We start from the raw sequence: 17,933 nt of genomic DNA on the forward strand, positions 1-17,933 counted from the left end.
AAGAAAGGCCCAAAAGAGCGCTTGGCGGACTAACGCCCGCCCAGTACGCCGCGCAGTTGGCGACGAAGAAAGATAACATCAGCACCGGACTCTAAACCCGCCCACTACTCAAGCCGGGGGGACGTCGGCTGGCTGGTGTTCTATCCGCGGATGTTCTGGCGGGTATTGATTCACCCCGGCGAGGTTGCGCTCTACACCCGCCGCGAGCTCGGCAAGGATCTGGAGCACAGGTTTTCCGATGCGATCAGCCCGGTGCTGATGTTGATCCTGTCGGTGGCCATCGCCCATGCGCTTGAGATGGCACTGCGCATGTCCTCGCCCCGGCTCAGCACGCCGGTGGGGCAGCTGCTTTTCAGCAGCGAGCAAGGGCTGCTGCTCACCCGCTCTGCGGTGTTCTGCGTGTACGCACTTGGTGCGGCGCTTGGCACGCTTCGGCGCCAGCGGCTGCCCGTTAACCGCGAGACGCTGCGCGAGCCATTTTCCATCCAGGCCTTCATCGCGTGCCCCTTCCTGGTGGCACTCGCGCTGGCGCAGGCGGCAGCCGCTTCGCCGATGCAGGCCGGCCCGTTCACCGCACCCGCCATCGGCGCGCTGGCGGTGGTGTGGTACCTGTGGGCCCGCATGCGGGCCTTCGTGGCCTTGAATGGCGGATCGGCGCTGCGTGCGCTTGGCTCGGTAGTGCTCTCGTTCCTGCTGACGACGATAGGGGTTGTCGGCCTGTTTGCTGCCGTCATCCTCTGATCTTCAACCGGGCGGCGATCACTCGAGAATGTGATCGGCCTTGCCCGGTGGCACGGCAGTGGCCTCACCGCGCTGCAGGAGGTCGAAGAAATCCACTGCCTCCGCAGCCAGCGCATCGTGGGCGTCGAAATCCCAGTTCTGCTTGTACTCACGGGCGAGCAGATCACAGACGGCCTTGGCCTGCTGGTAGGTCTGCGACTTTTCTCCACGATCGGCCAGCTGGTCGCGGTGGATCTGGCACAGCATGAGCTGGTGGGCATCTTCGGCCCGCTCGCGCTCCCAGCCGATGTCGGGCAGGGCGGAGAGTGCTGAGGCAAGCGCGATGGCAATCAAAGGCATGATCCGGTTCCGGGCGGGGGGCGGAACCCGAGCGTAGGTGATGGTGCAGCGCACGTGTCAGCACGCGCGACGTCGGTTTTACGCGGTGTTCACCATTCGCCGAGGAATGGTTGCAGTGGGCAGATGGTGTTCTCCACGCATGGCGTGGAGCTACTGAAAAAGACGTGGCGCTATGGGTTCTGGAACACCGCCAGCTGCGCGGCGAACGCGCGCTGGTAGGCGGGCCGCTGCGTCGCGCGGGCGATGTAGGCGGCCAACACGGGAAAGTCATCGACGATGCCGCTGCTGTGCAGCCGCAGCAGTACCGACACCATCAACAGGTCGCCGGCGCTGAAGTCTCCGTCCAGCCACTGCGCATCGCCGAGTCGCGCGGACAACTCGCCCAGGCGCCTGCGTACGCGCTCGTCCAGCATCACCAGCCGCTGCGCATACCACGCCTGCTCGCGTTCCAGCACCCACGCCATCGAGCGTTCGACGATCGGCGGCTCGACGGTGTTCAGTGCGGCGAACATCCAGGTGATCGCCCGCATGCGCGCGATCGCATCGGCAGGCAGCAACCCGGGGTGCTGTTCGGCCAGGTGCAGGACGATCGCGCCTGATTCAAACAGCACAAGCTCGCCATCTTCATAGGTGGGAATCTGCCCGAAGGGATGCCGTGCCAGGTGCGCGGGTTGCTTCAGCTCCTCGAAGGTGAGCAGGTGGACGTCGTACGCCACGCCCAGTTCTTCCAGCGCCCAGCGCACGCGCATGTCGCGGGCCAGGCCCTGGCCACGGTCCGGGGAGTGCTTGAATGCGGTCAGGATCGGGGTCATCGGGATGTCCATCGGCGATAGCCGAGCTGGTTGGCCGGCCTTCTCTCCATCGACGTGCGAGGACCCCTGGAATCGACACAGGTGATCTCCGGGCACGCAGGCCATGGCTGGCAGGATGAACGGTTCACGTGGCATGGTTCGCACGGGGGGCGCGGTGACGCGATACTGCCCTTCTGCACACCCTTGGGGAAGTACGTGAGCACGTCCAGACTGCCGAGGATCGTTGGGTTCGACGTGCCGCGGCTTCACCAGCAGGTCGATGCCGCTGCCGATGAAGCGATCACTGCGCTGCTGGACCAGGCGCCCGATGAGCAGTGGACTGACCGCTTCCTGCGGCAATGCGCGACGCTGGCGTCGCAGCTTTCATTGGCGGAAGTGAAGGTGGAGGGCACCCGCATTGCCTTCCATGGCTCCATCGCCGATGCGCGTGCCTTGGCCGACGCGGTCATTGCGCTGGTGAACCGCTTGAACGATCAGCTGATGCAGGAAGGTAACCTGCACGCAGGCGAGGAATGAGTTGCGCGCAGGGTGCTTCAGCCTGCCTGTGGGACCAATGCCGGGCCGGACAGGCGGGCCCAGCAGCCCATCGCCATTTCCGCCGAGCCCGGGTGGCCACGCAGGCTGGTGCGCAGTGCGAGCCGTGACTGCAGGTCGGTGAGCCACGCCGTGCGCGTGCCGTGTGGGTTGCGGACGTAGATGTCGCACGCCAGGCGGATGACCGGTGCGACCTCGTGGCGGAAGTTGATGGCGGGCAGATCGCCAGTCTGGAACGCGGCCTGCCAGTGCTGCAGCTCGCGCTCGACGTCAACGAAGTCCTTGTTGGTGATGCGTTCCATGAGGCTTCTCCTGTTGGAACGCTACCGTACACCCCGGTGTGTCAGCACCCCGTGTGCATCAACGGCTGTTCATGGCGGCTGTTCATTATTGGCGCGATCCGATGCAGCTGCGTAACCGGCCGACGCACACAGTGGCGTTGCAGCAGATCGCTGCGGTGGAGCAAGACATGAACAACAACACGCAAGGCCAGACCGACCGCAACAACGCCTCGACCGATACCAAGCAGGCTGCCCAGCAGGGGCAGACCGATGGCAACGAACTGGGCGGTGACCAGAAGCAGGGCGGCAAGCAGCGCCAGCAGGAACAGCAGGTCCAGCAGGATGCAAAGCCAGGTGTCCAGCAGAAGTCCGGGCAGGAACAGAAGAGCGAACCGGGCCGTGACGCCCGTCGCTGAGCAGTAAGCGAAGAAGAGGCCGCGCGTTGCGCGGCTTTCCTCTGTCCAACGTTCGGGAAGCGCGCTGATGCCATCACATGCCCGTGCGGTAAGCCTGATGACGAAGATCATGTACCAGTGCCGGCCGGCGAGAACGACGACGATGGCGCGCTGCCGCGCCTGCCAGGCGCCCAGTCCGGGTGGGATGGAGTGCGCGCGCTGCCTTACCGAGGAACTCGGTGGCGTGATCGGTAACCGCGGCGCAGCGGCACGATGGCTGGATTCCTTCCTGAAGGTGCAGCAGGACGAGGCGTTCGTCTTCGTCTGCGTCAAGCGCGTTGAGGAAAACGCGTCGACGGGTCGCAGTCTGGAGTGACATTGCGCAGGCGTATGCTCGACGTCCAATGGGAGCGAGCGTCATGTCTTTTCAGATCAACCTCTATGACAGGGACGGACGCGGGCTTCGCCTTCCCGATGGATGGTGGATTGACCTGCACACCGATCCCCCCGCGCTGGTCAACGGCGCTGTCCGCATCGATCTGCCGGCGTCCACGCGCAACGAGCATCCTGATCTGCAGCCAGACGTCCTGAACCATCTCCGCCGCCGTATTGAAGGTGCGCAATGGCTAACCTGACCTACCATCCGCCGCTGGGCGTGCGCTGGCTGACATTTCGTCTGCGCAACGGCCAGTCCATCGGTCCGGAGAAGCTGCGGGCCGTGTGGTCCGATGCCGCCGAGACCAACAACTGCTCGGTCCGGCGTGAACACGTGGAAGGCGCCGGCTTCGTCTATGCGCTGTACGCCCCCAGCGGGCTGTGCGTTCCGCGTCGCGCGGAACTGCGCATGCGGCTGTTGCTGGAAGAAGCGGGCTACGCGTTTTCGATGGGCGTGCTTACCGGCAGCCATCCGGCCTACGGTTGAGCGCAGGGTGATCTGATCGGCCCGGAGGTTGCTAGACTGCGCGCCCCGCGCGTTGCCGCAATCACGGAAGATTCCCCATGCCGAAGCTGTCTGCTCTTGCTGTTTTCCTGGCGCTCGCTGTCTGCGCGCCAACCGCACACGCCGAGGAACAGGACAGCGCCTCGACCATCGCGTTCAAATCGATCAGCCCGGTGCTGAATGCCTTGATCAATGCCGATGATGCGCAGGAATTGATGGAGAAGGCCGAGGAAGAGGACGCCACGCTGCTGCAGTCGCTGGCGCTCTATCTGGCCGCAACCCGCGAAGACCCCACGTTGGCGCACGCGCCGTACCATGCAGCGGCATTGTTCGCTCGCCGCGGTGACAATGCGCTTGCCGAGCGCTATCTGCGTGAAGCCGACGAGCGTGGCATGTGGTTCGCGCCCGCGCTGGCTGACAACGATGACTTCGAGCACCTGCGCGGAACCAAGTTCTTCAAGCAGGTGCTGGCCAACACGCAGGCACGCTACGCGCAGGTGTCGGCCGGCAAGGTGGGCGCCATCTCGGTACTGCCCCCTTCCAAGGGTGTTGCGATGCCGGCCTGTGCGCCGGTACTGGTGTGGCTGCACGGCTACGGCATCAACGGACACCTGGACAGCAGCAAGCAGCCACTGGCCGATGCCGGTGTGGTGCTGCTGGGCATCAACGGTACGGAGATGCGCGAGTCGTTCGACAGCTTCAGCTGGACCGGCCCCTATGAAGGCACGCACAAGGTGGTGCAGGCGGGCCTGGAGCAACTGGCCGCGCGCCAGTGCATCGACCGCAAGCAGGTCTACCTGATGGGTTTCTCGCAGGGGTCGCAGCATGCCGGCGCGCTGCTGGCGCAGCATCCGGATGACTATGCCGGCGCATTGCTGGTGTCGCCGGGTGGCTGGCGCCAGCCGGTGCCCACGCAGAGCAGCGCGCACGGCAAGCGGGTGTTCGTCATCAACGGCGAGCAGGAAGGGCCGGCCAACCAGAAGATGAGTGCGGACTTCCGCGCGCTGTTCAGTGACGGCAACGAGCTCCGGTCGCGTACTCATGAGGGTGGCCATTTCTATCCGGACGACTGGAAGACCTCGTTCCCACAGGCCATTCGCTGGTTGATGGGCAAGGACGGCTGAGCACAGCTCACCGTGCGGCAGTCGACAGGTGGGGAACCACGCCGCCCACTGCTTCCCGGAAGGCAACATCGCGAGCCCGCCTGCGGGTCTACTGCCCGCTCCCTGCGTTGCCTACGCTGATCCCACACGGCCCTTGCCGTGCTCCGGGCCCACGACAGTTCGTGGACGTCGCCTTCAATCGAACCACGCGGTGCTGTGCTGCGGGGCATTGCTGCCCCGGCAGCGCCTTGCCCTGCGCCGCGCGAAGGCCTGGCCCGGAAATGCCAGCCAGCCCTGCCTGCCTGTTTGCCCGCCAGCCAACCTTCGTGGAGATCGCCTCATGTTCAGCCTGGAAAACACCACTGCTCCTGTCGCACCCGCACTCGATGAGCTTGTTCCCTCGCGCTATGCCCTGAAAGTCGGTGACATCGACGTGCTCGTGGTCAGCGACGGCGTGCTGCCGTTGCCGACGCAGATGCTCGGCCATAACGTGCAGGCATCCGAGCGTGCTGAATGGTTCGACGAGATGTACCTGCCGCAGGATGCGTTCGACTGGGCGTTGAACGTGATGGTGGTGCACAGCGGTGAGCGCACCATCCTGATCGACGCCGGCCTAGGCATGGACCCGGACCTGCAGCTGCCCCGCGCTGGGCAGTTGATCCGTCGCCTCGGCGCCGCTGGCATCGACCTGCGCGAAATCACCGATGTGGTGATCACCCACATGCACATGGATCACATCGGCGGCCTGCTGGTGGACGGGGTGAAGGCGCAGCTGCGGCCGGACCTGAAGATCCACGTCGCGGCATCGGAAGTGGCGTTCTGGAAATCGCCCGACTTTACCCGCACCAACATGCCGCAAGGGTTCCCGGACGCGCTGCGGTCGACCGCCACGCATTTCTGGGCCGAGTACGGCAGCTTCGTGCATACCTTCGAGGACGAGCAGGAGATCGCACCGGGTGTGGTCGCGCGCCGCACCGGTGGCCACACGCCGGGCCACTGCGTAGTACGCGTTGCCTCGGGTGGCCAGGCGCTGACCTTTGCGGGTGATGCGGTGTTCGCGGTCGGTTTTGATCAACCGAACTGGCACAACGGTTTCGAGCACGACCCGGAGGAAGCGGCGCGGGTGCGCATTGAACTGCTCAATGCGCTGGCCGGCACCGGCGAGATGCTGGTGGCCACGCACCTGCCGTTCCCGTCGGTGGGCCGCGTGTCCCGCGACGGCGAGGCGTTCCGCTGGGTGCCGGCGTTCTGGGATTTTTGATCAAGTTTTCTGGACTTCACGTCACCAATGGTCCCGGACAGGGGCGCAAAGTAGCCCCTGTCGAAACCCACCCATCCGCTGGAGGTCCACCATGAACACCGTTACCCGCACCCTCGCTGCAACTGCCCTGGCCCTGTCGATGCAGGCGGGCCTGTCCGCCCAGGCCGCCGCGCCGGCACACCCGTCCGCACCCAGCGCTGTCACGCGCACCGCCAGCACCATCACCACCGCCGATGGTGTGCAGCTGTACTACAAGGACTGGGGCCCGAAGAACGGGCCGGTGGTGACCTTCAGCCATGGCTGGCCGCTGGATTCGGACAGCTGGGAATCGCAGATGATGTTCCTGGCGGACCACGGTTACCGGGTGGTCGCACACGACCGCCGTGGCCACGGTCGTTCCAGCCAGCCCTGGGATGGCAACGACATGGATCACTACGCCGATGATCTGGCCACGGTGATCAATACGCTGGACCTGAAGGACGTCACACTGGTGGGCTTCTCCACCGGCGGCGGCGAAGTGGCGCGCTACATCGGTCGCCATGGCACGGGACGGGTGAAGAAGGCCGTGCTGATCAGTTCGGTGCCGCCGTTCATGCTAAAAACCGCAGACAACCCCGGTGGCGTTCCGATCGAAGTGTTCGACGGCATCCGCAAGGCGCAGCTGGAGAACCGTTCGCAGCTGTACAGGGACATTCCGTCCGGTCCGTTCTATGGATTCAACCGACCGGGCGCGAAGGTCAACCAGGCGATGGTCGATGCATGGTGGGCGCAGGGCATGCTGGGTGGGCAGAAGAACACCTACGACTCGATCGCCGCGTTCTCGGCGACCGACTTCCGCGGTGACCTGGAAAAGTTCGATGTGCCGACCCTGGTGATCCACGGCGACGACGATCAGATCGTGCCGATCGACGTGGCGGGACGGATGTCCGCCAAGCTGATCAAGGGCGCCAGGCTGATCGTCTACCCGGGTGCGCCGCATGGTCTGACCGAGACCCACAAGGACAAGGTCAACCAGGACCTGCTGGCCTTCCTGCAGCAGAAGTAACCACAAGGGCAGCCGTCAGGCAGCACGGAGAATCAGTAGAGCCACGCCATGCGTGGCTTTTGCCGTGCATGAGAGCAACCGCATCCATGCATGGCGTGGATCTACTGGATCGAGGTTGGCTGGTTCAGACCCTGCAGCTTGTGTGGGTTGCGCTGCACCAGGATCTGCACGATCTGCTCGCCGTTGGTATCGAAGGCCATTGCCGATTCCAGCACGCCATCGAAGTAGCGCAGCAGCCCCAGTCGTCCATTGATCACGCTCGGGACCATCCGCAGTTGGTCCTTGCGGCGCAGGTGTGGCGCATACAGCAGCTGCGCGATGCGTGCGCCGCCGACCATCGGTTTCGGGAAGCTGGTGACGATGCCGCCGCCATCGCCGATCAGCACTGCTGATTCGGCCATCAGGGCTTTCATCGTCCTGAAGTCGCCATTGGCGATGGCCTCGGCGAAACGCCGCATCAGTTTCTGGTGGACGTCCTGCGGCACGTTGTAACGCGGGCGGTCCTGCCGCAGCTGCAGGCGTGCGCGGTGCACGATCTGCCGGCAGGCGGCTTCGGTCTTGTCCAGCGTGCGTGCCACCACGTCATAATCCTGGTCGAACACATCGTGCAGCAGGAACGCGGCACGTGCATCCGGCGCCAGCCGCTCCAGCACGTTGAGGAATGCCACCGACAGGTCGCTGGCCGTTTCCAGCATGTACTCGGGTGTGCCGGTGTCTTCAGTGAGCAACGGCTCGGGCAGCCACATGCCGACATAGTGCTCGCGCGTGCGCCGGGCCAGGCGCAGGCCATCGATGGCGCGGCGGGTGGTGGTGGCCACCAGCCAGGCTTCGGCGTTCTCGATGTCCTGCTGGTTGGCGCCATGCCAGCGTAGCCAGACATCCTGCACCACGTCCTCGGCCTCATGCGAGGAGCCAAGCATGCGGTAGGCCACGCCGAACAGGCGCGGGCGTAGTCGGGTGAACAGGGCAGTGGGGTCGTCCATGCCAGCAGAGACGGGACAGGTCCGCCGATTGTGACATCGGCGGACCTGTGAAGGGGGCTGGTATTGCCCCGGACCGGTGGCGGTCAGCGTGGTGGCAGTACCGCTGGCTTGCCGATGTCCTTGATCAGGAACACGACGAATGTCGCCGGTTCGGTCTGGCTGGCATTACGGCCGACGGTGTGCAGATCGTCCGGGCCTTCATGGAAGGCCTCCCCGGGGCCGAGCGTAACCTCGCGTCCGCCGGCCACGCCCATCACGATGCGGCCCTGCAGCACATAGACGAAACCGTTGGCGTCGTGCCGGTGCACGGGATCGGCGCCGCCGGGTGGGTACTGCACCGTCAGGATCAGTGCTTCCTTGCCCGGCTGTTCCGGCAACGGACGGGTCATGACCTCGCGCACGATGGGCTCGGGTGCGGTGGGCGGCGGTGTGGCGGCGATGCTGGTCAACGGCAGCAGGGCCAGCAGGGCGAGGGAACAGAGAGAACGCATGGCAGGTCTCCAGCGGGGACGTATGCAGTCGAAGTCAGGCCAGACCGGCCTTGTCCAGGCCAAAGGCCTGGTCCAGCGAGCCGGGTTGCGTACGGAAGGCGACGTTGGCGCGGTTCCAGGCATTGATCGCCATCACCGCGTAGGTCAGATCGACGATTTCCTGTTCGGACAGCTGACTACGCACGCGCTCATACACGTCGTCCGCAACACCTTGCGCAGGCAGGTGGGTGAGTACGTCGGTCCACGCCAGGCAGGCACGTTCGCGCGCGCTGAACAGGTTCGATTCGCGCCACGCCGCGACGTGGTGCAGGCGCAGTGCGCGCTCGCCGCGGATCGTCGCTTCCTTCACATGCATGTCCAGGCAGAACCCGCAGCCGTTGAGCTGCGAGGCGCGGATGTTGACCAGATCGATGATGGCCGCTTCGATCGAACTGTTGTGCACGGCATGGGAGAAGGTGCCGAGCTTCCTGAAAAGTTCGGGCGACTGCGCGGCGTAGTCCAGGCGTTGGTTCATGACGGTGTTCCGATGGGAGTTGAGGGATGCAGTGAGGCTAGGCCCGCTGCGCGCGGGGCGGTAGGCGAGGGCGGGGCTGCACGGTGTTGCACGAAAAACACCAATGGACTGTCACAGGGGCGGATGCTCACCCGTCTGCCGGGCATGGACACCCCATCTGCCCCGAACCGTGCAGCAGCCTGCCCCGCCAGCGAGCGGGTCTGGCAGGCCTTCCTTGCCGCATTGCACGAACTGCCACCGGACATGCGGGCCGTGCTGTTGCTGCATGACGTGCTGGGTGCGGGCGTCGAAGACATCGTGCCCCTGCTGGGGCTGGACCTGACGACATGCCGCCAGCGCCTGGAGCATGCACGCGCCCACCTGCTTGCCCGACGCGACTTCCAGGAGCCCGGAACACCATGAATGTCATGCCGCAGTCCTGTCTGGCCAGCGACGGCCGCGATTCCCTCACGGCGTCCTTCTCCGCCAGCTATGCCGGGGTTCTGGCATTCATCGCGGTAGCCGCCGAGGGCAGCTTCGCCCGCGCCGGTGATCGCCTCGGCATCGGTCGTTCGGCAGTCAGCCGCAGCGTGCAGAAGCTGGAGGGACAACTGGGCGTGCGCCTGTTCCTGCGCACCACGCGCTCGACAACACTGACCCGCGAAGGCGAGCTGTTCCTGGAGGGCTGCAGCCCGGGCGTTGCCAGCATCCTGCAGGCGCTGGACGAGATGCGCGACCTGCGCGAGGGACCACCGCGCGGGCATCTACGGATCAGTGCGACCCATGGTTTCGGACGGCGGGTGATCGCCCCGCTGCTGTCTGCGTTCCGCGCGGAGTATCCGCAGGTCTCGGTCGAGCTGCTGCTGGACGAGCAGGCGCCGGACCTGGCCGCCGATCGCATCGATGTGGCGTTCCGCGATGGCGTGCTGGAAGACAGCCAAGTGATCGCCAAGCAGCTGGTGCCGATGCAGCTGGTGATCTGTGCGTCGCCTGCATACGCACAAGCGCATGGCCTGCCGGAAGAAGTCGAGGCCGTGTCCGCCCACGCGTGCATCGGTCGACGCCTTCCCGGTGGGCGCCTGCAGCGCTGGGACTTCCGTGTGGAGGGCCAGGATGTGAATCTGCAGCCGCCGGCGGAGGTGGTGTTCAATGATGCCGATCTTGTCCTGCAGGCAGTGATCGACGGGTTGGGGATCGCCCAGCTGCCCAGCTACCAGGTAAGTGCTGCGCTGCGCACAGGCGCTGTACTGACCTGCCTGGATCGCTACGCGCCCCACGATCGTGGCCATTACCTGTGCTATCTCAGCCGACGCCAGCTGCCCAAGCGGATCCGCGCGTTCATCGACTTCAGTACCCAACGCATACGTTCGCTGGATCTGGATGTGTTCTCGCACTGGGAAGCGCGGCAGCAGGCGGCGGTACAGCGCGATGCGGCATGGGCATGAGCGTATTGGTGCCGATGTGACAACAGTGCGTGGCCCGCTGCGGATCTACTGCGCAGGCCAACGCGTTCCTAGCATGCAGCCACATCCGCACCGCCCACGTTCCAGGAGACCTGTCATGAAGATTGTCGTCATCGGTGGCACCGGCCGCATCGGCAGCAAGGTGGTTGATCGCCTGCATGCGGCCGGCCATCAGATCGTCGTCGCTGCACCTTCCACCGGCATCGATGTGCTGAGCGGCGAGGGCCTGGCCGCTGCGATGGAAGGCACCGAGGTCGTGGTCGACCTTGCCAACTCGCCCTCGTTCGAAGATGCCGCGGTGTTGTCGTTCTTCGTGACTGCCGGCCACAACATCCTGGCGGCCGCGGTGCAGGCCGGCGTGCGCCACCATGTTGCGTTGTCGGTGGTGGGTACCGACAAGCTGGCCGCCAGCGGCTATTTCCGCGGCAAGATCGCCCAGGAGCGCTTGATCCGTGATTCGGGCCTGGCGTACACGATCATCCACTCGACGCAGTTCTTCGAGTTCCTGCCGGGCATCATCCAGGCCGCCGGTGATGGCCAGACCCTGCATCTGCCTACCGCCGCAGTGCAGCCGATCGCTGCCGAGGATGTGGCCGATGCCGTTGCGCGCATCGCGCAGCAGGCGCCGGTCAATGGCGTGGTGGAGATCGCGGGGCCGGAGCGCGAATCGATGGCGGCGCTGGCCCATCGCTTCCTGCAGGCGACCGGTGATGCACGCGAGGTGATCGGCGATACCCAAGCGCGCTACTTCGGTGCGCAGCTGCAGCAGGACACCCTGGTACCGGTGGGACAGGCATGGCTCGGCACCATCGGCTTCGAGCGTTGGTTGCAGCAGTCCGGGCCGGCGCAGGGTCAGCCGGCCTGATCCGTGGTGGATGCGCGTTTCATGTGTGTCTTCCGCTGCAGGAGCCTGCAATGACCGAGCTGAAGCCTCCTTCGACCAGCGTGCTCGACAAGTACCGCGGTGATGAGGTGCGCCCGCTGTATACCGGACGGGTGCGGGTCTGCGGTGGCGCGGCCGGCCACGGCCGCGCGTCGGGCGTGGTGCGGTCGGATGATGGCGCGCTGTCGGTGGACCTGCGGTTGCCTGCCGAGCTGGGGGGAGCCGGTGGCGGTACCAATCCCGAGCAGCTGCTGGCGGCCGGCTACGCCGGCTGCTTCCACGGCGCGATGGTGCTGGTGGCTGCGCGTGCGGGGCTGGAACTGGTCGACCCGAGCATCGAAGTAGCGGTTACGTTCGCACGCGATCCCGCGGACGGTCTGTACCTGCTGTCGGCCGAGATCGTGGTGTGCCTGCCTGGCATGGACCCGATACGTGCAGCCGAACTGGTGCGCAACACCGAGCGGGTCTGCCCCTACGCGAAGATGTTCCATCGTGGCATCAGCCATGTGGTGAGGGTGGCTGTGGACTAGACATCCTGTCGGGAATATCGTGCAGCTGCTTGTGGGATTCAGATGCAGTGAAGACGCCGCGTCGCCCGCGTGATCCAGTGGGGTGCCGTTGGGCAGCATGATCGCCGCATCAATCGGTGCTCACCCGCGAACCACGCGTGTTCGGCCAATCTGGTGTGGCAGGCAACGGATACCACTGTTGTCCTTTCCCCAACGAGGAGACTACACATGAGCACCCAGTCCACCATCGAGCATCGCCTCAACGACCTGATCGAGATCGCACGTGATGGCAAGTCCTTCTACGAGGAAGCCGCAACCAAGGTGAAGGATGCCGAGCTGTCGGCATTGTTCGTCCGCATTGCCGGGGTGAAGGGCCGCATCGTGTCCTCCCTGAGCAGCTCGGTGGCCGCCACCGGTGGCAAGCCGGCCGAGCACGGCACCATGGTTGGTTCCATGCAGCAGTTCTACGGCAAGGTGCGCGCTGCCTTCGGTGACACCAACTACGGTTACGTGGCCGAACTTGAAGAGTCCGAGGATCGCCTGCTGGGCGCGTTCAAGGACGTGCTGAAGGACAACGACCTGCCGCCGGCGGTGCGCCAGGAAGTGACCCAGTGGCTGCCGGAAGTGCAGGAATGCCACTCGGTGATGCGCGCGCGCAAGCATGCGATGAAGGCTGCCTGATCGCATCTGGCGATCATCCCCCACATCGTCACGGCCAGGGCAGCTTTGTGCTGCCCTGGCCGTTTCTGCGTCTGTCACCACCCGCGGTCAGGCGCGTTTCCTGAGCAGGGCAACAGCCAGGCTGGCCAGCGTCGCCGCAGCCGCGGCGGTCCACAGGGATGCGGCAAACCCCTGGCTGTAGATCGCTCGTGCGAGATCGATCGAGGCTCCCTTGGTCAGCGCACCCGTGGCAATACTGTCGGCCAGCCGCATGACGTCGCCTGCGGGAACCTGTGCTGACAGTCCGGCGCGGATGCCGACGGTCAAGGCGCTGGAGAGAACCGTGAAGCCGAGCAGGATGCCGACGAAGCGCGTCGTCGCACTGATACCCGAGGCCATGCCTGCACGGTCCCGGGGTGCCGAGCCGATGATGGCCTTGGAGGTTTCGCCGTTGAGGATGCCACCGCCCGCCCCGATGATGAGCATCGCCAGCAGAGCCAGCGCCGGCATATGGTGCCACGCGCCGATACCGGCCAGCGCGTTGCCAGCGGCAGTGATGGACAGGCCGATGGCCAGCACCATCTCACTCGAGAACCGACGGCCGAGGCGCCTGCCCACGCTTGGGAACAGCAGCATCGCCGCGGCGAACGGCAGCATGCCTGCACCCGTGGCCAGGGCACTCAGGCCGACGCCGTTCTGCAGGTACTGCGGCAGCATCGAGGCCATCACCTGGGCGCTGACCGCGTAGCCGATCATGGCGATGAGTGCACCGACGAATCGGGGGCTGGCCAACAGCCGCAGGTCGACCATCGGATGCCGACGCTTGAGTTCGATGCAGGCAAACAGCGCGCCCATTGCGATGCCAAGGCCCAGGCCGGCCAGTGCCACTACCGAAGTCCATCCCTGCGCGAGTCCTTCCACGAGGAAGAACACGATGCCGAAGATCGCCATGCTGAAGGTGATAATGCCGGGCGGATCGAGCGGGCGTACCACCGTGTCGGCGGAGTCGGGAACCCAGCGGATCGCACCATAGGCCAGGAAGGCGAGGAAGGGCAGGATCGCGATGAACACCGAACGCCATCCCCACAGCGAGGACAACAGCCCGCCGATCAGCGGCGAGAGCACCATCATCATGCCCATTGCCGTACCCCAGAAGGCCCAGGCGTCGTCGCGTTGCTTGCCCTCGTGGAATTCGTGGCCGATCACCGACAGTGACGGCGCCAGCAGGAAGGCGGCACCCACGCCCTGGAACGCGCGGGCCACATACAGGGCGCTGGCCGTGGGTGCCAGCGCACAGGTGAGCGATGAGATGGCGAACAGCGCGATGCCGATCAGCAGCACGCGCCTGCGACCATGGCGGTCGGCGATGGCACCGGCGGGGAGAAGCAGTGAAGTGAAGGACAGGATGTAACAGCTGATCACCCATTCGATGTCGGCGAAATCAGCCTGCAGATCCCGCGCGATGGTCGGTAGCGCTACGGCCACGGCGTTGGTTTCCAGCACTGTCATCGTGCAACCGAGCGAGGCGATGATCAGGATCCAGTTGGGCGGCCTGCGGCGGGGAGGGGAGAGGGGCACCAGGGACTCGGGTGGGAGAACAACGCTCATTCAAGCAGCTCCGATCGTTTGTTTCATTGCCCGTGTTCTTGAAGTACGTTAGGCCCAAACTAACGACCGGGCGCGTATGGAACGTCGACATCTGCAGTACTACGTCGCACTGGCCGAGGAGCTGCATTTCGGACGCGCCGCGATGCGCCTGGGCATCGCTACGCCGACGCTGAGCGTGCAGATCCAGGAGATCGAACGTCGCCTGGGTACGCCCTTGTTCGATCGCAGCCGACGCGAGGTCACCCTGACCTCGGCCGGCGCGATCTTCCTGGCCGAAGCGCGCAACGTGCTGCGCCAGTTCGAGCAGGCAGAAGCCGTGGGCCGCCGCGCCGGTCGCGGCGAGATCGGCAGGATCGAGATCGGCTATGTGGGTTCGGCGGTCCATGCGGGCGCACTGCAGGAGCAGCTGCAGCGGTTCCGCAGCGCCTCGCCCGATGTCGACCTGCAGGTGGGCGAATGGCCGATGGCCGACCTGCCGGACCTGCTGCTGGACGGTCGTATCGATATGGTGTTCTGCCGTCTTCCGATGGAGGTTCCCGATGCGCTCGCTTCGCACACCCTGATTGAAGATCAGTTCTGCGTGGCGTTGCCGGCATCGCATCCGCTGGCCCGCGCGGCGTTGCCGGTGCAGCCGGCGCTGCTGGCGAAGGAGGCGTTCATCATGCCGGAGCAGCCCGCAGGCACGCTGGAAGTCGCCCGCCGTGGCGGATTCGTGCCGGACATCCGCTCCCGTCCCGGCCATCTTGCCGCCGTGCTCGCGCAGGTCTCGGTGGGCGATGGGGCGGTGGCGATCGTACCGTCGGTACTGCAGCGGACGCTGCTGCTGCCGGGCGTGGTGTACCTGCCGATCGCCGGGCCGGTCATCGCCTCGACCATCGCTGCGCTGTACCGCGAACAGGAAACCTCGCCGGTGGTGCGTCGGCTCATCGAGCAGGTGCGTCGCACGCCATCCAGGCGCATCGACATGCTGCCCTTGCCTTGACGCCGTGCCGGACGCCGTGCCGGACGCCGTCGCCGGTTACCGCGCAATGGCCTTGCTACACTGGCCGTATTCGATCTTCCACCGGATCATCAGATGAACAACGGGAACGGTCCGCAGACAGTCCGCTGAGCCGCAACAACGGTACGCACGTTGTTGCGGTGGTCTTTTCCTGCGGATTCCACGCACTGGGTTGATCACCGCCGGATTTCCTCCTGAGCGGATGTTTCCCCATGTCTGATCGAAAGGCCCTTCGCTGGGCCCGTTCCCTGCCGGCCGCCATCGCGTTGATGGCTCCCTTCGACCTCCTGGCCTCGCTGGCCATGGATATCTACCTGCCTGTTGTATCGGCCATGCCGGATGCACTCGGCACATCGCCTGCCATCATCCAGTTGACGCTCAGTCTGTACATGCTCGCACTCGGTCTGGGCCAGCTGATCTTCGGCCCGCTGTCGGACCGGATCGGGCGACGGCCTGTGCTGCTGATGGGCGCGTTGCTGTTCACGCTGGCGTCGTTCGCGCTGGCCGGGTGTAGTGGTGGTGGGGCATTCCTTGCGTGGCGCGGCGTGCAAGCGGTTGGGGCGTCGGCCGCACTGGTGGCTACCTTCGCCACGGTGCGCGACGTGTATGCCGATACGGCCGAGGGTGCGACCCTCTATGGTCTGTTCGCCTCGATGCTGGCGTTCGTACCGGCACTCGGTCCGATCCTCGGCGCATTGATCGCCTATGCGCTGGGCTGGCGGGCCATTTTCATCGCGCTGGGTGTGCTGGGACTGCTGGCGGGTGTACGCGCATGCTGCGGCTGGCAGGAAACGCGGCCATCACGGCACGGCCACGCATCGCCAGCCTTCGCACGCATCCTCGGCAATGCCGGGTTCTGGGTCCATGCACTGGGATTCAGTGCGGCGATGGGCACGTTCTTCGTGTTCTTCTCGATCGCCCCGCGAGTGCTGATGGGGCGCGCAGGCTATTCGTCGATGGGCTTCAGCCTGGCCTTCGCGACCGTTGCGCTGGTGATGATCGTCACCTCGCGCTTCGCCGCCTGGTTCATCGGGCGATGGGGCATGGGTGGCAGCTTCCTGCGTGGGTTGATGGTGATGATCGGCGGCGTGCTGGTCATGGCGATGGCGGCGATGCTGCCGCCGTCATCTGCCAGTGTCGTGCTGCCGATGTGGCTGGTCGCCATCGGCATCGTGATGGTCGTTGCGGTTGCGGCCAACGGTGCCTTGCGCGATTTTTCCGATGCTTCCGGCACGGCGGTGGCGCTGTACTACGCCGTGCAGAGTCTGATCGTGGCCACGCTTGGCACGCTCGCGACGCTGCTGCTGCCGGGCGACACGGTCTGGCCGCTGGTGGCCTATGGACTGCTGCTGCCGGCGCTGAGCCTGGTTGGCTTGGCGATGCTGCGACGGTCGTGGAGTGAGCAGCCAGCATCAGAGAGGGATGGATGAGCGTGATACTGTCCTGCCTCGGGCAATCGAGCGCGCTGTGTTGATCGACTCTGCCTCCCTGCTTCTCTTCCCATTGCCAGGTCGCGCCATGACACCATCCTTCCGCAAGCCCCAGATCGCGATCCTTGGTAGTGCCGACCCCGGCTCACCGGCATTCGACCTTGCTGCACAGGCGGGGAGATTCCTCGCCGAAAGTGGGATCACCCTGGTCAGCGGCTGCGGCAGCCCGGCCACGCGGGTGGCAGCCGAGCATGCAGTCGCAGCTGGCGGCACGGTGCTGAGTGTGATTCCGGAAGGCAGCATGCCCGCAGCGGACTGGCCGGCAACGGTGGTGGTGCCCTGCGGCATGGGCGACGCCCGCAACCTGATCATGGCCTTGGCCGGCGATGCCTGCATCGTCATCGGCGGGCGCGCAGGTACGATTTCTGAGGTATGTCTGGCCTGGCTGCACAAGCGGCCGTTGCTGCCGCTGGTGGGCGCGGGTGGCTGGTCGGATGGTCTTCCCGGCAACCCTCCCGATGAGCGCGGGAACTCGCCGATACTGCCGTGGCACGACATCGCGGAGCTGCGCGCGCAGCTGCGCCATCTACAGCTGCTGGCAGGCTGAACTGGCGCTTTCACTTCCTCTCCCGCACACGCGGGTAGGGTGATCCGGCCTGGAGTCACCAGGCCTATCAGGGAGTGATATCGATGCGAGTCATCAGGAAAGTGATCGCTGCTGCAGTGTTTGCACTTGCGTGTACCGGTTCGGTGGCAGTGGCCGGTCCGGTGCAGCCGTGCGACTTCCCGTGCTGGAAGGCTTACCAGGCCTGCGTTTCCGGCGGCGGTGATGCCATGGAGTGCCAGTTCGAATACGATCGCTGCGTCATGGACAGGTGCGGCGCCGTCTGAGGCCTGCATACCGTTCGCATTGGGGGGCCCGATCCAAGGGCCCCCTTTCCACCCGGCCGCAGGCACGTGAT

At 65.5% G+C, this 17,933-nt stretch carries 25 protein-coding genes; 18 read left to right on the top strand and 7 right to left on the bottom strand.

Annotated features, from left to right (window positions below; all coding sequences use genetic code 11):
* Nucleotides 1-135 precede the first annotated feature (135 nt).
* Nucleotides 136-741, top strand: a complete 606-nt coding sequence (locus MRBLST15_RS10290; protein WP_367785851.1) for a hypothetical protein — start codon at nucleotides 136-138, stop codon at nucleotides 739-741.
* Nucleotides 742-759: 18 nt separating this feature from the next.
* Here MRBLST15_RS10290 and MRBLST15_RS10295 read toward each other — a convergent pair whose 3' ends face one another.
* Both MRBLST15_RS10295 and MRBLST15_RS10300 read right to left on the bottom strand, forming a co-directional pair.
* Complete coding sequence (locus MRBLST15_RS10295) at nucleotides 760-1,080, bottom strand: hypothetical protein (protein WP_312705639.1); 321 nt, start codon at nucleotides 1,078-1,080, stop codon at nucleotides 760-762.
* 170 nt (nucleotides 1,081-1,250) lie between these two features.
* Complete coding sequence (locus MRBLST15_RS10300) at nucleotides 1,251-1,892, bottom strand: glutathione S-transferase family protein (protein ID WP_367785852.1); 642 nt, start codon at nucleotides 1,890-1,892, stop codon at nucleotides 1,251-1,253.
* Between the two features lie 195 nt (nucleotides 1,893-2,087).
* Between MRBLST15_RS10300 and MRBLST15_RS10305 the strand changes: the two genes are divergently transcribed.
* On the top strand, nucleotides 2,088-2,408 hold the full coding sequence (locus MRBLST15_RS10305) for a hypothetical protein (protein ID WP_367785853.1): 321 nt from the start codon (nucleotides 2,088-2,090) through the stop codon (nucleotides 2,406-2,408).
* 17 nt (nucleotides 2,409-2,425) lie between these two features.
* On the opposite strand, the gene MRBLST15_RS10310 is transcribed toward MRBLST15_RS10305, so the two are convergent.
* Nucleotides 2,426-2,728 carry a hypothetical protein gene (locus tag MRBLST15_RS10310; RefSeq protein WP_089237115.1) on the bottom strand — a complete coding sequence of 101 codons (303 nt, stop codon included), beginning with the start codon at nucleotides 2,726-2,728 and terminating at the stop codon, nucleotides 2,426-2,428.
* Nucleotides 2,729-2,895: 167 nt separating this feature from the next.
* On the opposite strand from MRBLST15_RS10310, the gene MRBLST15_RS10315 reads away from it, so the two are divergent.
* From MRBLST15_RS10315 to MRBLST15_RS10345, 7 genes are all read left to right on the top strand, one after another.
* On the top strand, nucleotides 2,896-3,123 hold the full coding sequence (locus MRBLST15_RS10315) for a hypothetical protein (RefSeq protein ID WP_367785854.1): 228 nt from the start codon (nucleotides 2,896-2,898) through the stop codon (nucleotides 3,121-3,123).
* A 97-nt stretch (nucleotides 3,124-3,220) separates the two neighbouring features.
* The gene (locus tag MRBLST15_RS10320; protein ID WP_367785855.1) at nucleotides 3,221-3,478 is read left to right on the top strand and encodes a hypothetical protein; all 258 of its coding nucleotides are present in this window, start codon (nucleotides 3,221-3,223) and stop codon (nucleotides 3,476-3,478) included.
* Nucleotides 3,479-3,521: 43 nt separating this feature from the next.
* Entirely contained in the window at nucleotides 3,522-3,737 is a 216-nt protein-coding gene (locus MRBLST15_RS10325; protein WP_117311982.1) for a hypothetical protein, read from the top strand.
* Nucleotides 3,725-4,024, top strand: a complete 300-nt coding sequence (locus MRBLST15_RS10330) for a hypothetical protein (RefSeq protein ID WP_025879032.1) — start codon at nucleotides 3,725-3,727, stop codon at nucleotides 4,022-4,024. The genes MRBLST15_RS10325 and MRBLST15_RS10330 overlap by 13 nt, the downstream gene beginning before the upstream one ends.
* Nucleotides 4,025-4,101: 77 nt before the next feature.
* The gene (locus MRBLST15_RS10335) at nucleotides 4,102-5,166 is read left to right on the top strand and encodes an alpha/beta hydrolase (RefSeq protein ID WP_265951954.1); all 1,065 of its coding nucleotides are present in this window, start codon (nucleotides 4,102-4,104) and stop codon (nucleotides 5,164-5,166) included.
* A 319-nt stretch (nucleotides 5,167-5,485) separates the two neighbouring features.
* On the top strand, nucleotides 5,486-6,406 hold the full coding sequence (locus MRBLST15_RS10340) for an MBL fold metallo-hydrolase (RefSeq protein WP_367785856.1): 921 nt from the start codon (nucleotides 5,486-5,488) through the stop codon (nucleotides 6,404-6,406).
* Nucleotides 6,407-6,497: 91 nt separating this feature from the next.
* Nucleotides 6,498-7,451, top strand: a complete 954-nt coding sequence (locus MRBLST15_RS10345; RefSeq protein ID WP_265951956.1) for an alpha/beta fold hydrolase — start codon at nucleotides 6,498-6,500, stop codon at nucleotides 7,449-7,451.
* Nucleotides 7,452-7,552: 101 nt separating this feature from the next.
* Here MRBLST15_RS10345 and MRBLST15_RS10350 read toward each other — a convergent pair whose 3' ends face one another.
* The 3 genes from MRBLST15_RS10350 to MRBLST15_RS10360 all read right to left on the bottom strand — a co-directional run bounded on the left by MRBLST15_RS10350 (nucleotide 7,553) and on the right by MRBLST15_RS10360 (nucleotide 9,439).
* Nucleotides 7,553-8,434: an RNA polymerase sigma-70 factor gene (locus tag MRBLST15_RS10350; RefSeq protein WP_265951957.1), complete on the bottom strand. Its 882-nt coding sequence runs from the start codon at nucleotides 8,432-8,434 to the stop codon at nucleotides 7,553-7,555.
* 83 nt (nucleotides 8,435-8,517) lie between these two features.
* Nucleotides 8,518-8,925: a cupin domain-containing protein gene (locus MRBLST15_RS10355; protein WP_367785857.1), complete on the bottom strand. Its 408-nt coding sequence runs from the start codon at nucleotides 8,923-8,925 to the stop codon at nucleotides 8,518-8,520.
* A gap of 34 nt (nucleotides 8,926-8,959) precedes the next feature.
* On the bottom strand, nucleotides 8,960-9,439 hold the full coding sequence (locus tag MRBLST15_RS10360) for a carboxymuconolactone decarboxylase family protein (protein ID WP_367785858.1): 480 nt from the start codon (nucleotides 9,437-9,439) through the stop codon (nucleotides 8,960-8,962).
* A 123-nt stretch (nucleotides 9,440-9,562) separates the two neighbouring features.
* On the opposite strand from MRBLST15_RS10360, the gene MRBLST15_RS10365 reads away from it, so the two are divergent.
* From MRBLST15_RS10365 to MRBLST15_RS10385, 5 genes are all read left to right on the top strand, one after another.
* Nucleotides 9,563-9,841: a sigma factor-like helix-turn-helix DNA-binding protein gene (locus tag MRBLST15_RS10365; RefSeq protein ID WP_367785859.1), complete on the top strand. Its 279-nt coding sequence runs from the start codon at nucleotides 9,563-9,565 to the stop codon at nucleotides 9,839-9,841.
* Nucleotides 9,838-10,863, top strand: a complete 1,026-nt coding sequence (locus tag MRBLST15_RS10370; RefSeq protein WP_265951961.1) for a LysR family transcriptional regulator — start codon at nucleotides 9,838-9,840, stop codon at nucleotides 10,861-10,863. Before MRBLST15_RS10365 ends, MRBLST15_RS10370 begins: the two co-directional genes overlap by 4 nt.
* A gap of 115 nt (nucleotides 10,864-10,978) precedes the next feature.
* On the top strand, nucleotides 10,979-11,746 hold the full coding sequence (locus tag MRBLST15_RS10375; protein ID WP_367785860.1) for an SDR family oxidoreductase: 768 nt from the start codon (nucleotides 10,979-10,981) through the stop codon (nucleotides 11,744-11,746).
* 50 nt (nucleotides 11,747-11,796) lie between these two features.
* Nucleotides 11,797-12,294 (top strand): Ohr family peroxiredoxin, encoded by a 498-nt coding sequence (locus MRBLST15_RS10380; RefSeq protein WP_312705650.1) that lies wholly within the window; start codon nucleotides 11,797-11,799, stop codon nucleotides 12,292-12,294.
* Nucleotides 12,295-12,501: 207 nt separating this feature from the next.
* On the top strand, nucleotides 12,502-12,954 hold the full coding sequence (locus MRBLST15_RS10385) for a PA2169 family four-helix-bundle protein (protein ID WP_049466788.1): 453 nt from the start codon (nucleotides 12,502-12,504) through the stop codon (nucleotides 12,952-12,954).
* A gap of 87 nt (nucleotides 12,955-13,041) precedes the next feature.
* Here MRBLST15_RS10385 and MRBLST15_RS10390 read toward each other — a convergent pair whose 3' ends face one another.
* Nucleotides 13,042-14,541 (bottom strand): MFS transporter, encoded by a 1,500-nt coding sequence (locus MRBLST15_RS10390; RefSeq protein ID WP_367785861.1) that lies wholly within the window; start codon nucleotides 14,539-14,541, stop codon nucleotides 13,042-13,044.
* Nucleotides 14,542-14,617: 76 nt separating this feature from the next.
* Here MRBLST15_RS10390 and MRBLST15_RS10395 point away from each other — a divergent pair, with 76 nt between their 5' ends.
* From MRBLST15_RS10395 to MRBLST15_RS10410, 4 genes are all read left to right on the top strand, one after another.
* Nucleotides 14,618-15,523 carry a LysR substrate-binding domain-containing protein gene (locus MRBLST15_RS10395; protein ID WP_367785862.1) on the top strand — a complete coding sequence of 302 codons (906 nt, stop codon included), beginning with the start codon at nucleotides 14,618-14,620 and terminating at the stop codon, nucleotides 15,521-15,523.
* 230 nt (nucleotides 15,524-15,753) lie between these two features.
* Nucleotides 15,754-16,971 (top strand): CmlA/FloR family chloramphenicol efflux MFS transporter, encoded by a 1,218-nt coding sequence (gene cml / locus MRBLST15_RS10400; RefSeq protein WP_367785863.1) that lies wholly within the window; start codon nucleotides 15,754-15,756, stop codon nucleotides 16,969-16,971.
* A gap of 40 nt (nucleotides 16,972-17,011) precedes the next feature.
* A complete protein-coding gene (locus MRBLST15_RS10405; protein ID WP_367785864.1) occupies nucleotides 17,012-17,578 on the top strand; it encodes a Rossmann fold nucleotide-binding protein in 567 nt (188 codons plus the stop codon).
* A gap of 83 nt (nucleotides 17,579-17,661) precedes the next feature.
* Nucleotides 17,662-17,862 carry a hypothetical protein gene (locus MRBLST15_RS10410; RefSeq protein WP_099820555.1) on the top strand — a complete coding sequence of 67 codons (201 nt, stop codon included), beginning with the start codon at nucleotides 17,662-17,664 and terminating at the stop codon, nucleotides 17,860-17,862.
* The last annotated feature ends 71 nt before the right edge of the window (nucleotides 17,863-17,933 follow it).

This window comes from Stenotrophomonas sp. LST15-1-1.1 (genome assembly GCF_040815575.1).
Classification (GTDB): Bacteria; Pseudomonadota; Gammaproteobacteria; order Xanthomonadales; family Xanthomonadaceae; genus Stenotrophomonas; species Stenotrophomonas lactitubi_B.

Excerpts from the sequence above, each read along its gene's own strand:
- MRBLST15_RS10350 (WP_265951957.1), bottom strand. The coding sequence starts at position 8,434 with ATGGACGACCCCACTGCCCTGTTCACCCGACTACGCCCGCGCCTGTTC.
- MRBLST15_RS10370 (WP_265951961.1), top strand. The coding sequence starts at position 9,838 with ATGAATGTCATGCCGCAGTCCTGTCTGGCCAGCGACGGCCGCGATTCC.
- MRBLST15_RS10310 (WP_089237115.1), bottom strand. The coding sequence starts at position 2,728 with ATGGAACGCATCACCAACAAGGACTTCGTTGACGTCGAGCGCGAGCTG.
- MRBLST15_RS10355 (WP_367785857.1), bottom strand. The coding sequence starts at position 8,925 with ATGCGTTCTCTCTGTTCCCTCGCCCTGCTGGCCCTGCTGCCGTTGACC.
- MRBLST15_RS10330 (WP_025879032.1), top strand. The coding sequence starts at position 3,725 with ATGGCTAACCTGACCTACCATCCGCCGCTGGGCGTGCGCTGGCTGACA.
- MRBLST15_RS10320 (WP_367785855.1), top strand. The coding sequence starts at position 3,221 with ATGACGAAGATCATGTACCAGTGCCGGCCGGCGAGAACGACGACGATG.
- MRBLST15_RS10340 (WP_367785856.1), top strand. The coding sequence starts at position 5,486 with ATGTTCAGCCTGGAAAACACCACTGCTCCTGTCGCACCCGCACTCGAT.
- MRBLST15_RS10385 (WP_049466788.1), top strand. The coding sequence starts at position 12,502 with ATGAGCACCCAGTCCACCATCGAGCATCGCCTCAACGACCTGATCGAG.
- MRBLST15_RS10365 (WP_367785859.1), top strand. The coding sequence starts at position 9,563 with ATGCTCACCCGTCTGCCGGGCATGGACACCCCATCTGCCCCGAACCGT.
- cml (WP_367785863.1), top strand. The coding sequence starts at position 15,754 with ATGTCTGATCGAAAGGCCCTTCGCTGGGCCCGTTCCCTGCCGGCCGCC.
- MRBLST15_RS10395 (WP_367785862.1), top strand. The coding sequence starts at position 14,618 with ATGGAACGTCGACATCTGCAGTACTACGTCGCACTGGCCGAGGAGCTG.
- MRBLST15_RS10380 (WP_312705650.1), top strand. The coding sequence starts at position 11,797 with ATGACCGAGCTGAAGCCTCCTTCGACCAGCGTGCTCGACAAGTACCGC.
- MRBLST15_RS10295 (WP_312705639.1), bottom strand. The coding sequence starts at position 1,080 with ATGCCTTTGATTGCCATCGCGCTTGCCTCAGCACTCTCCGCCCTGCCC.
- MRBLST15_RS10325 (WP_117311982.1), top strand. The coding sequence starts at position 3,522 with ATGTCTTTTCAGATCAACCTCTATGACAGGGACGGACGCGGGCTTCGC.
- MRBLST15_RS10360 (WP_367785858.1), bottom strand. The coding sequence starts at position 9,439 with ATGAACCAACGCCTGGACTACGCCGCGCAGTCGCCCGAACTTTTCAGG.
- MRBLST15_RS10375 (WP_367785860.1), top strand. The coding sequence starts at position 10,979 with ATGAAGATTGTCGTCATCGGTGGCACCGGCCGCATCGGCAGCAAGGTG.
- MRBLST15_RS10410 (WP_099820555.1), top strand. The coding sequence starts at position 17,662 with ATGCGAGTCATCAGGAAAGTGATCGCTGCTGCAGTGTTTGCACTTGCG.
- MRBLST15_RS10390 (WP_367785861.1), bottom strand. The coding sequence starts at position 14,541 with ATGAGCGTTGTTCTCCCACCCGAGTCCCTGGTGCCCCTCTCCCCTCCC.
- MRBLST15_RS10335 (WP_265951954.1), top strand. The coding sequence starts at position 4,102 with ATGCCGAAGCTGTCTGCTCTTGCTGTTTTCCTGGCGCTCGCTGTCTGC.
- MRBLST15_RS10315 (WP_367785854.1), top strand. The coding sequence starts at position 2,896 with ATGAACAACAACACGCAAGGCCAGACCGACCGCAACAACGCCTCGACC.
- MRBLST15_RS10300 (WP_367785852.1), bottom strand. The coding sequence starts at position 1,892 with ATGACCCCGATCCTGACCGCATTCAAGCACTCCCCGGACCGTGGCCAG.
- MRBLST15_RS10345 (WP_265951956.1), top strand. The coding sequence starts at position 6,498 with ATGAACACCGTTACCCGCACCCTCGCTGCAACTGCCCTGGCCCTGTCG.